This is a genomic window from Pseudomonas sp. Xaverov 83, from assembly GCF_019352905.1.
Lineage (GTDB): Bacteria > Pseudomonadota > Gammaproteobacteria > Pseudomonadales > Pseudomonadaceae > Aquipseudomonas > Aquipseudomonas yamanorum.
Genome location: NZ_JAAAFU010000053.1, coordinates 112,130 through 123,308 on the forward strand (window position 1 = coordinate 112,130; position 11,179 = coordinate 123,308).

Annotated in this window: 8 protein-coding genes and 1 tRNA gene; 1 reads left to right on the forward strand and 8 read right to left on the reverse strand. The window is 59.6% G+C overall.

Features of this window, described 5'->3' with window-relative positions:
• The first annotated feature begins 43 nt into the window (after positions 1–43).
• The gene (locus tag K0H47_RS17730; protein WP_063031732.1) at positions 44–3,352 is read left to right on the forward strand and encodes a bifunctional diguanylate cyclase/phosphodiesterase; all 3,309 of its coding nucleotides are present in this window, start codon (positions 44–46) and stop codon (positions 3,350–3,352) included.
• Here the strand turns inward: K0H47_RS17730 and K0H47_RS17735 are convergent.
• The 8 genes from K0H47_RS17735 to K0H47_RS17770 all read right to left on the reverse strand — a co-directional run bounded on the left by K0H47_RS17735 (position 3,338) and on the right by K0H47_RS17770 (position 11,058).
• Positions 3,338–5,242, reverse strand: a complete 1,905-nt coding sequence (locus K0H47_RS17735; RefSeq protein ID WP_219273318.1) for a hypothetical protein — start codon at positions 5,240–5,242, stop codon at positions 3,338–3,340. The two genes, K0H47_RS17730 and K0H47_RS17735, sit on opposite strands and share 15 nt — an antisense overlap.
• Before the next feature lie 53 nt (positions 5,243–5,295).
• Positions 5,296–6,243, reverse strand: coding sequence for a hypothetical protein (locus K0H47_RS17740; RefSeq protein ID WP_063031736.1), 948 nt, complete (start codon positions 6,241–6,243; stop codon positions 5,296–5,298).
• 81 nt (positions 6,244–6,324) lie between these two features.
• Positions 6,325–7,347, reverse strand: coding sequence for an adhesin (locus tag K0H47_RS17745; protein ID WP_219273319.1), 1,023 nt, complete (start codon positions 7,345–7,347; stop codon positions 6,325–6,327).
• Positions 7,348–7,889: 542 nt separating this feature from the next.
• Complete coding sequence (locus K0H47_RS17750) at positions 7,890–8,855, reverse strand: tRNA-dihydrouridine synthase (protein WP_063031742.1); 966 nt, start codon at positions 8,853–8,855, stop codon at positions 7,890–7,892.
• Between the two features lie 40 nt (positions 8,856–8,895).
• On the reverse strand, positions 8,896–9,345 hold the full coding sequence (locus K0H47_RS17755; RefSeq protein ID WP_219273320.1) for a thioesterase family protein: 450 nt from the start codon (positions 9,343–9,345) through the stop codon (positions 8,896–8,898).
• 50 nt (positions 9,346–9,395) lie between these two features.
• On the reverse strand, positions 9,396–10,229 hold the full coding sequence (locus K0H47_RS17760; RefSeq protein ID WP_219273321.1) for an alpha/beta hydrolase: 834 nt from the start codon (positions 10,227–10,229) through the stop codon (positions 9,396–9,398).
• 28 nt (positions 10,230–10,257) lie between these two features.
• A complete protein-coding gene (locus tag K0H47_RS17765) occupies positions 10,258–10,797 on the reverse strand; it encodes a TetR/AcrR family transcriptional regulator (protein ID WP_017478788.1) in 540 nt (179 codons plus the stop codon).
• A gap of 185 nt (positions 10,798–10,982) precedes the next feature.
• A tRNA-Glu gene (locus K0H47_RS17770) sits at positions 10,983–11,058 on the reverse strand.
• Positions 11,059–11,179 lie beyond the last annotated feature (121 nt).

An 11,179-nucleotide genomic window follows, 5' to 3' on the forward strand; every position in this document is an offset into this window, starting at 1 on the left:
GTGAACCCGCGCCGAACGCCCATTGAGCCAAGGCCCTTTGATAATGCGCAACCCCGTCGATACCGTGCCACCCCTGCCCCGCATCTACGCCCTGGACCCACAGGAGGCGGAACAGAGCTGGGACAGCGCGCCGCAACTGCTGGCGGCCCTCAATGCTGCCCGGCTGGGCGCCTGGAGCTGGGAAATCGATACCGGCCGAATCAGCTGGTCCCGAGGCACCCAGGCCCTGTTCGGCTTCGACCCGCGCCAGCCGCTGCCTGAAGACTTGGAGTACCTGGACCTGCTGGCTCCCGAGGACCGCGCCAAGGTAGTCCGAGCCTTTCATGCGGTGCTGGCCGGCGAGCCCGCAGTCCAAGCCATGCACCACCGTATCCAATGGCCCGATGGCAGCCTGCACTGGCTGGAAATCAATGGCAGCCTGCTACCGGACAAGGCCGGGCGTCGGCGAATGATCGGGGTAATCCGCGAGATCACCCACCAGCGCGAACGCGAACACGCCCTCAGCCACTCGGAAAAACGCTTCGCCACGCTGTTTCACCTGTGCCCGCTGATGGTTCTGCTGACCCGCCAGACGGACGGCCTGATCAGCGAAGCCAACCAGTATTTCGAGAGCCTGTTCGGCTGGCCGCTGGCCGATGCCATTGGCCGCAGCACATTGGAGCTGGGCCTCTGGGTACACCCCGAACAACGCGCGCATCTGGTCAAGGCCACCCAGCGCAAAGGCGCCCCCATCACCATGGAAGTGCAGTTTCGCGCCAGCAACGGGCAGATCCACGATGGCACCCTCAGCGCCCAGAAAGTCGAGCTGGACGGCGAGGACTACCTGATCAGCACCTTTCTCGACACCACTGAACGCAAAAATGCCGAACAAGCCCTCAAGGACAGCCAGGAACGCCTGGACCTGGCCCTCGACTCGGCACAACTGGGCACCTGGGACTGGCACATCCCCAGCGGCATGCTCTACGGCTCGGCCCGCGCCGCCCAGTTGCACGGGCTGGAACCCCAGCCGTTTCACGAATCCTTCGAGGCGTTTTTTGAAGGCATGCCCACTGAAGAGCGCGAAAACATGCGCAACGCCTACCGCACCCTGCGCGAAGGCCCGGCGGGCAACTACCAACTGACCTATCGCGTGCAACTGGAAGACGGCAGCTCGCGCTATCTCGAAAGCCGCGCCCGCCTGTATCGCGATGACCTGGGCGTGCCCCTGCGCATGGCCGGCACGCTGCTCGACATCACCGACCAGGTCGAGCGCGAACTACGCCTGACTGCGTCGGAAGAAAAGTTCGCCAGCCTGTTTCTCGCCAGCCCCGACCCGATTTGCGTGACACGCCTGGAAACCGGCCAGTTTATCGAGATCAACCCGGCCTTCACCCAGACCTTCGGCTGGACTGCCGCCGAAGTGCTCAACAACAACGCCGAACAGATCGGCCTGTGGGATGAGCCCAGCAAGCGCCTGCAACGCATCGAGCAGGTGATTCGCGAACAGTCCCTGAGCAACGTGGCCATCACCGTTCATCACAAGAACGGCCAGATCCTTAACTGCATGATCTCCAGCCGCCTGATCCAGGTCAGCGATCAACCCTGCATCGTCACTACCTTGCGGGACATCACCCAGCAGCAACGCTCGGAAGCGGCGCTCAAGGCCAGTGAAGAGAAGTTCGCCAAGGCCTTTCACTCCAGCCCCGACGCGGTGTCGATCACCGAGCGCGATACCGGGCGCTATGTCGAGGTCAACGACGGCTTCTGCCGCTTGACCGGCTACCGCGCCGAAGAGGCGATCGGCCTGACGCTGTATCAGATCGGCATCTGGGCCGATGAAAACCAGCGCGCAGCTTTATTGGCCGAGCTGCAGATCAAGGGCCGCATTCATCACCTGGAAATGCTCTGGCACAACAAGCGCGGTGAAGTGCTGGCGGTTGAAGTGTCGGTGGAACCCATCACCCTCAATGAAACCCCGTGCCTGCTGCTGACCGCCCGGGACGTGAGCCTGCTGAAAAACGCCCAGGCGCAGATTCGCCACCTGGCCTATCACGACCCGCTGACCAACCTGCCCAACCGCGCCCTGCTGATGGACCGCCTGAGCCAGCAGATCGCCCTGCTCAAGCGCCACAACCTGCGGGGCGCCCTGCTGTTCCTCGACCTGGACCACTTCAAGCACATCAACGATTCCCTCGGCCACCCGGTGGGCGACACCGTGCTGAAAATCGTCACCGCACGCCTCGAAGCCAGCGTGCGCATGGAAGACACCGTGGCGCGCCTGGGCGGCGATGAGTTTGTGGTGCTGCTCAGCGGGCTGGAGGGTTCGCGTCAGCAGGTCAGTGCCCAGGTTTCGGAGTTGGCCGATACCCTGCGCGAACTGTTGTCCGAACCGATGTTCCTGGATGGCCAGCGCCTGCAAGTCACGCCGAGCATCGGCGTGGCCCTGATCCCCGATCACGGCTCAACCCCGGCGGATTTGCTCAAGCGCGCCGATATTGCGCTGTACCGGGCCAAGGACTCGGGGCGCAACACGATCCAGATGTTCCACAACAGCATGCAGAAAACCGCCAGTGAGCGACTGCGCATGGAAACCGACCTGCGCCTGGCCCTGTCCCGCGGTGAATTCAGCGTGCATTACCAGCCGCAAGTGGATGCCCGGGGCAACCGGATCGTCGGCGCTGAAGCCTTGGTGCGCTGGCAGCACCCTCAACTGGGCGCGCAATCGCCGACTGAATTTATCAAGGTGCTGGAAGACAGCGGGTTGATCCTGGAAGTGGGTACCTGGATCCTCGACGAAGCCTGCGGGACCTTTGCGCAATTGATCAGCGAGGGCCTGGTGGACCCGCTGAATTTCAGCCTGTGCGTCAACATCAGCCCCCGGCAGTTCCGCCAGAACGACTTTGTCGAGCGGGTGGAACGCAGCCTGCGTGAGCACCATCTGCCTTATACATTGCTGAAACTGGAAATCACCGAAGGCATCGTGATCCAGAATCTGGACGACACCATCAGCAAAATGCGCCGCCTGAAAAAGCTCGGCGTGAGTTTTGCGATGGATGATTTCGGCACCGGCTATTCATCGTTGACCTACCTCAAGCGCCTGCCGGTGGATGCGCTGAAGATCGACCAGTCGTTCGTGCGCGACGCCACCCATGACCCCAACGATGCGGAAATCATCCGCGCCATTGTGGCCATGGCCCGCAGCTTGAATCTGGCGGTGATCGCCGAGGGCGTGGAGACCCCGGAGCAACTGGCGTTCCTGCAGGGGCTGGGGTGTCATTTGTACCAGGGATATCTGCATAGCCGACCGTTGCCGGTGGAGGGGTTCCGGCAGTTGCTGGTCCAGGCCGGGCCGCGGTCTCTAAACCAACTTTAGCGCGGTGCCATCTTCACGCATCCAGCCTGATGTCCGCAGTCGGGTTGGGGACCCGTAAGCATCTAACGCGCCATCAACCACGACCACGGAGTGCCGAAAGTTCGCCAGCGTCCCAATCACACCACCGGCCAACTCCTGCACGCTGCTCTGACGCGTAAAGGCGTACAACCCCAGACGCCGCAGCGCATCACCCGGGCTCTCGCCATCATTGAGCGTGCCCATGGCCGCCTCAAAACTCGCGGCGGCGCGAAACTCGTGATTCTCCATTTGCGCCCGCTTGGCACTGACGGCGTACAGGAAATTCGCGTCCTTGAGCAATCCGCTGTCAGCGCCCTTGAAATGTGAGCCTTCCCGGGCCTTTTTCAGCTCGTCATGGGTCAGGTGCAGCGTACAGCCATCGCGCAGGGTCACAGTAAAACCGTCCCGTGTCGGGGTGATGCTTTTATAGATGCCTCGGGGATTTTGACCGTACTTCATCATCGCCGCCTTGATCGCGGACACCGTGACGCAATTCCCCTCGACCCCTTGATAGAATCCGCCCCAGATATCGGCAGGCTTGATGCCCACCGGCACATCGGAGGTTGGCGAAACGACCGCGCTTGAATCAATCGGTAATCCGGCAGGTATCTCACCGGCGAGCATGTAGCCATACGACCTGGCGACAGGGGCTTTACTTCCAGCGCTGCGCTGTACGCCCTCCAGGACAAAGGCGCTCGAATAGCCAAAGGTATTGATCACCCCGGCAGCACCCCGCGCCTGCATCTTGTCGGCGGGAACCAAGCGCAAAAAGCCGATCATCCCAAGATCCTTCAAGACCCTGTAGGGCGTATCGCCTTTTAGCGCGCTTGATAAAGACCGTTCAAAGGAGTTGTCCGGGGCCGGATCAAAGCGCGTCAGTTGCCTGCGTTTTACATAGACCGCCCACATGAAGTTGGCCTGGCTCACGGCCTCCCGGTCAGGCCCGGCGAACCGCGACGCTTGGCTCGCCTGTTTCAATTCCTGTTGGGAAAGGTGAATCGCAAAACCATCCTTCATCGTGATCTCATAGCCACCGCCTGCCGGGGTGACGCTCTCAAGCATGTCCGTGAGGCTTTGGCCAAACCTCACCATGATCATCTTGATCACAGCGGCATGGCTGCTGACGTCGAACGACTCGCCAAACCTGGGTTCAACCGCATTAAAACCATTCAGGATGCCCGCGGGTTTCTCGGCGTGGTGTCTCGTCTGCCCGGCGTTGTCCAGCACGTAGACGTAAGGCCGGTCGGGGCGGTATTGACGGTCAAACCGATGCGCGACCCCATTACGGATCAACGAGGCGCCAAAGTCATGAGCTTCCATAACGCCAACGGCGTCCTTGCCGATTAGCTGGTGCGAAGGGAGCCGCCGCATAAACCGCTTCATCCCCATGCCTTTGAGCAGATTAAAGGCAGTCTCGCCCTGGAGAGACGCCGACAAGGCCGCATCAAAGTGGCGGTTGATACTGCTGTCAGCGCTGCACAATTGTTTGCGTTTGACAAAGACCGCCAGCGCAAAATTCGCATTCTCCATCGCGCCTGAATCACTGCCGACAAATCTCGCCGCTGCTGTGGTGCGGCGTAACTCATGCCCGGAAAGATGCAACGTGTAGCCGTCTTTCAGAGTGACAACGTAACCGTCGCCGACGCGCCTGACCTCGCTGAACATATCCACGGGGCGTGGGCCGAACGTGACCATCATCATCTTGATGACCGCCGAATGGCTGCTGGTATCAAAGTGTTCAGCAAACCTTCCCTCGGTAGAACTGAAGGCACTGACACTGTCGGCGGGCCTTTCTTCAGCTTCCTGCTCACCAGGGAAAACGTTGAGGCCGATATTCATCGCAAAACCAGCGTTCAAAACATTCAAGGTCATGCCCCTCTAAAAAACCACCACATGCCGGGCCTGCTGTTAGCCCAGGAAGAACGTCAGACCAATGCGATGGCATCCCCGAAACGCGGCGGTCCTCCTTTCCTGCCGTAGAACTCCTCACATCCATCGACCACGGCCACCGAATGAGCACTCCTGTTGACCATCCCTATCAACGACTTATCCTGAAAGGCGCTTACCGATACTTTCTTCATGTGGCTGCGTAAGCCCAGTCGCAGGAAGCCTTCCCCTGCCACGCGCTCATCCTCACCATCGTTCAGGCTGTGTACGGCGGCATCAAAGCTCCTCGCAGCACGCCCATCGTTGTTTTCCATTTGTGCCCGTTTGGCACTGACAGCAAACAGAAAGTGCGCGTCCTTGAGCATGCCGGGATCACGCATCGGGACAAACTTTGAGCCCCTTATCGCAGTGGCCAGTTCATGTTTTTTCAAGTCCAGCCTGAATCCGTCCCGCATCACGACGTGATAACCGTCACCTACGGCTTGAACAGACCTGAAAATATCGGTCGGGCTCTGCCCGAACTTCATCATCGCCGCCTTGATCGCCGAAATGGTCACGCAATTGCCGTCGGGGCCTTGGCGAAATCCATTCCATATATTGTCGGGCTTGGCGCCATTGCGCTTATCCGACAGATCAGGAAGCCGCTGTGGCGTTGGAGCAGGTAGTGGTGCGTCCGGCTTGGGCACCACAGTGGTTTGGGGCGCAGGCGTTACCCGAGTCGGAACGATGTTCGTCTGCTCCTTGCCTGTGAGCAGACTTTGCAACTGCGTAAAAAACTGGGTGAACAGTTCAAGGAGCTTCGCTAATACCGGGGCGTCGCTGACTGTATTACCAACGCTACCTTGACCTTTATTACCGAGTGATGAGGGGGGCTGCCTATCTACGCTTACTTGCTCAACCGGAACCGATCGCCGTGGTGTGCAGGTTTCCAGGTGTTGGTAATAGTTGCCGAGCTTTCCCGCATTGTTAATTTCTGAACACGACATATAACTATCCTTCTCCAAGGGCTCCCCGGCGTTTATTGACCGGGAAGCGCTTTATTGAAAAAACCAGAGGAAGTCGCTGACTTACCTGCTCATTCGGCGACCAGGATGGGAACGCCAGTCGTTGTCATAAACCCGGCGCCGGCCTGTGGTTTCCAGCAAGAAATCATCCTTGGCCGGGCCGGGTGCGGTAACGTCCGACGTCGGTGTATCTGGCGTCGGCAGGATTGGCGCGTCCGGGCTCGGTGGGACGAGGGCGCCTGGCGTCGGCGGGACCGGAGCGTCTGGCTTCGGCGAGACCGGCGCGTCTGGCTTCGGCGAGACGAGTACCGTCGGTGCATTGGGCTTCGGCGGGACGGGGGCGCGTGGATTCGGTACATCCGGGTGAGGGCAATGGCAGTTCATCACTTGGACCGTGACGTTTACATCGGAATTGCTCCTGTTGTTCACTTGCACGTCTTTGGGCAACGCGGGTTCCCGCAAGCGGAATTCCGTCAATGTCTGGGGCTTTGGCGTTACGGTGAGCGTGGAATTCGGGACCGCTGGATTGTTTGCCGGCGTGTCTTTCTGCGTAGACACCTCAGGATTAGTCCCGGCCTTGTCCTTGAGTACCGTCTTCAGCACTTCCGGTTGAGTCCCGGCCTTGTCCTTGAGTACCGTCTTCAGTACTTCCGGTTGAGTCCCGGCCTTGTCCTTGAGTGCCGTGTTCAGCACTTCCGGTTGAGTCCCGGCCTTGTCCTTGAGTGCCGTATTCAGCACAGTGGCATGACTGCCAGCCTTATCCTTGACCTGGGCATCGCCCTCTCTCTCGGGTTTAGGCTGTGAACCTGCATCGGGTATCAACCTGGGCATCCCACCCTGACCGGACAGCATGTTCCGTATAGCCTTAAAGGCATACTCAAACATCTCGAACAACTTCTCGAGTGCATCTTTATTTAAGGTAACTGTTCCGTCCGATCCAACGGCGGGATTGTTTTTTAATAATGTACCGGCTGCAGGTGCCGGCTTTTCACCCGCGATCTTATCGACAGACGCTGGCAGCTCCGTGCTTTGCTGATTGAAGTCATTATTCAAGCGAGAGAAGTTATTGACCGAAAAATGAGACATAAATAATTCCTTATTCAATGATTGCCAAAACGCCGTCAGCGGCCTGGAACAAACCGTCCGGGTTCTGGACTGAAAACAAACCCAAGTGCTGCACACTCGCTACTTTCGTGGGTGTTGCGGGCATCGGGTTCCGAAAGTCGGCCTTCACATAAGGAAATCAAATGAAAATCGAGACGTTATCCTATGGACTTTCCGCAATGCATCGTGCTTTACCGGTCTTCGCAGTGGGCAAAACAGATATATCAGGCAACAGTCAGGTATTAAGGCAAATTGCTGAAATCACTCACTCACACAAACCCATCTAGCCTGTGTTATTGCGCGCGCTCTAATACCCAAATTAGTAAAAATTCAAAATATCACCATCCAGCCAAGCAAGACTCTGTGGCAAACAAGAAGCTCGCTCACATATATAAAGCAACTAAAAATCGACACAGCAACCCAACAGCGACCTTTCTTCTCACGGCACAACGCTTTATTACACGCAAAAAAAGGGCGCCCATGGCGCCCTCGATGACTGGATTGAAACGTTTATATATATGAACTTAATTTTGCAACGCCACCGAATCAGGTACTCCCAACAATCGTCCTACCTGCTCCAGGTCGGTTTCCCGACGCATCTGCGTAAATAGTTCGACCGCCTCAGGATAGTTGCGGGTCAACATGGCCAGCCATTGCTTCAAGCGTCCCGGCGCCTGGCGCTCGGTCAATTGCTCGACGGATTGCCGCCAGAACTCGTGAAGCATTGGCTGCATCTGTGCCCAAGTCATCTCTATCACCTCTTCCCCTGCTCGCGCGGCAGCAATCTGCCGGGCAAGGTCGGGGCGGGCCACCAGGCCGCGACCGAGCATGATGTCTTCGACGCCGCTGATTTCACGGCAACGTCGCCAGTCTTCAACGCTCCAGATATCACCGTTGGCGAACACCGGCACCTTCACCACCTCCTGTACGCGCGGGATCCACTCCCAATGCGCAGGAGGTTTGTAGCCGTCAACCTTGGTGCGTGCGTGTACGACGATATGCGCCGCGCCGCCTTCGGCCAGGGCCGTGGCGCACACAAGGGCACCATCCGGGCTGTCGAAGCCCAGGCGCATCTTGGCAGTCACCGGGATGTGCGCCGGTACCGCACGTCGTACGTGCTCGACGATCTGGTTGAGCAGTTCCGGCTCCTTGAGCAATACCGCACCGCCACGGGACTTGTTGACGGTCTTGGCCGGGCAACCGAAGTTCAGGTCAACCACCTGCGAGCCCAGCTCACACGCCAGGGCCGCGTTTTCCGCCAGGCACACCGGGTCTGAACCGAGTAACTGCACACGCAGAGGCACGCCGGCAGCGGTCTTGGCACCGTGCAGCAACTCAGGGGCGAGTTTGTGGAAATAGGCAGGCGTCAGCAGGCGGTCGTTAACCCGGATGAACTCGGTCACGCACCAATCAATACCGCCGACCCGGGTCAGCACGTCCCGCAGGATGTTGTCGACCAACCCCTCCATGGGCGCCAAAGCAATTTGCATGGAAAACACTCAACGAAAAACGTGGCGCAGTTTACGGGTTTCAGGCGCCGGAGGGTAACTCGCCTTGCAGCGCCGGGCCGTAACCTTCAATAAATTCCGACGGCATGCGCTTGGGCTTGCCGCTGGACAACTCGATGCAGACAAAGGTGGTTTGCGCCCGCAGCAAGGTGGCGCCGTCACGGGGACGTACCAGTTGGAAGCGTCGGGTCATTTTCAGGCGCTGGTCCCAGTCGACGATCCACGTCGCCAACTGCAACTCGTCGCCTTCGTAGCCGGCAGCGAGGTAATCGATCTCATGGCGCACCACGGCCATGGCGCGGTCCAGTCGGCGGTACTCGGCAAGGTCCAGCCCCAGGCGCTGGGAATGGCGCCAGGCGCAGCGTTCCAGCCAGGACACATAGACCGCGTTGTTGGCGTGCCCCAGGCCGTCGATGTCTTCGGCACCGACCTGAAGATCGATGATAAACGGCGTTGCCAAATCCCAGCCCATGCAGTGCTCCCGGTCGATTAATGTCGGCGGCGAGCAGTGTAACCCATGGTTCAGGCGGTTTGGCGCTCCGGCACGTGGCGGCCGGCGACCAGCGCCAGGACGCCTTCGATCACGCGCGGATCTGCCAGCACCTTTTGGTGCCCGCCTTGCTCCAGGCGCAGCAGGCGGCTGTCGAACCAGGCGTCGTGGATCACCTGGCAGGCTTTGACCGAGACGAAGGTATCGTCTTCGGCATGTACGATCAGCCCCGGGATATTCATCTGATAGTGGGCGACATCAAGGTGCTTGAGGGGCATGCCCATCGTCAGTTCCACCTCCTGGATAAACGCCGACCGCGCTCGCGCTGGCAAACCGACCATACCGGCAAAGCCGCGCAATACGTCGAGAAACCGCGAGGGCGCCGCGATGCTGACCAACGCCTCGGTGCGCAAGCCCAACTGCACCGCCAGCATCGCACTGGCGCCGCCCATGGAGTGACCGACGACCGCATGCAGCGGTGGCAGCTCGGCCGCGGCTTCCAGCATGGCGCGGGCGAACAGCAGCACATGAGCTTCGCGCCCCGGCGAACGCCCGTGGGCCGGGCCGTCCAGAGCAATCACCGAATACCCCGCCTCCACCAATGCCGTGATCAGGCTGGCAAACTGCGTTGGGCGCCCTTCCCAGCCGTGCATCAACAGCACCGCAGGGCCTTGGCCCCATTTCAGCGCCGACAGGCCGAAACGCAAAGTGATGCGCTCGGATTGCGCCAGCAGCGGCAGCTCCCAGTCACGGGGCGGCAGATCCCGGGGCGTCATGAACACCCGACGCATCTTGCTGGCAACAGTGTGCGGCGCCAGCCGGCCCAAGGTGCCATTGACGCCACGAATCCATTTCAACGTGTCCATCGCTCATCCCTCAGGCCAGAAGCCGTTCTTAACGCACTGCAGACTTGGCCGCACGCAACACACGATCCGATAACTCACCTGGGCCCAGGGCGCGGGCCAGCGACAAGCCGCCGATCATCAGCGCCATGTCGGCCAGGGCCTTGTCGGTGTCTTCCGGGCTGGCGGCCAGCTGTGCGGCCATCAGCTCGCAGTGTTCATTCAAGGCCTGGCGAAATTCGTCCGGCAGGCGGCTCATCTCGCCCACGGTGGCCGGGATCGGGCACGCCTGGGCGGTGGAGTCACGGTGCTTGCGCGACAGGTAGAACGCTGCCACCAGGGCGCGGCGCTCTTCACCGGTCAAGGTCGAGTCCATGTCATCGATGGACGCACGACGCCGGGCCAACAACGCGGTGAAGGCCTCCAGCATCAGCGCATCCTTGCTTTCAAAGTGCGCGTAGAAACCACCGACGGTGAGCCCCGCCGCGCCCATCACTTCGCCCACACTCGGCTCGGCCGGGCCACGCTGCACTAGGGCGGCGCTGGCAGCTTGCAGAATACGTTCGCGGGTTTGCGCTTTTTTATCGTTCATCGTTGCCTCCGAATCTCATGCTTCGAATATTATTACCATAATAATATTTCGCAAGCCACCGGCATGACCATTGGTCAGAAGAACATTTTTAGGGAAGAGGAAGGGAGATTGGCCAAACGCCAGACAAACAAAAGGGCCATTCAATAATTGAATGACCCTTAAAAATCCCGCAGAGCGGGTAATCGTGGCGTCCCCTAGGGGACTCGAACCCCTGTTACCGCCGTGAAAGGGCGGTGTCCTAGGCCACTAGACGAAGGGGACACAAACCTTCTATACAACGTGATCAGGCTGAGTCTGATCGAATTCAAGGACGGTGTGGCCAGACCTTGAACCTGTAAATTGGTGGAGCTAAACGGGATCGAACCGTTGACCTCTTGCATGC

Bases quoted from the DNA above. Each gene is read 5' to 3' on its own strand.
- K0H47_RS17730 (WP_063031732.1), top strand. From the start codon at position 44: ATGCGCAACCCCGTCGATACCGTGCCACCCCTGCCCCGCATCTACGCC.
- K0H47_RS17735 (WP_219273318.1), bottom strand. From the start codon at position 5,242: ATGACCTTGAATGTTTTGAACGCTGGTTTTGCGATGAATATCGGCCTC.
- K0H47_RS17740 (WP_063031736.1), bottom strand. From the start codon at position 6,243: ATGTCGTGTTCAGAAATTAACAATGCGGGAAAGCTCGGCAACTATTAC.
- K0H47_RS17745 (WP_219273319.1), bottom strand. From the start codon at position 7,347: ATGTCTCATTTTTCGGTCAATAACTTCTCTCGCTTGAATAATGACTTC.
- K0H47_RS17750 (WP_063031742.1), bottom strand. From the start codon at position 8,855: ATGCAAATTGCTTTGGCGCCCATGGAGGGGTTGGTCGACAACATCCTG.
- K0H47_RS17755 (WP_219273320.1), bottom strand. From the start codon at position 9,345: ATGGGCTGGGATTTGGCAACGCCGTTTATCATCGATCTTCAGGTCGGT.
- K0H47_RS17760 (WP_219273321.1), bottom strand. From the start codon at position 10,229: ATGGACACGTTGAAATGGATTCGTGGCGTCAATGGCACCTTGGGCCGG.
- K0H47_RS17765 (WP_017478788.1), bottom strand. From the start codon at position 10,797: ATGAACGATAAAAAAGCGCAAACCCGCGAACGTATTCTGCAAGCTGCC.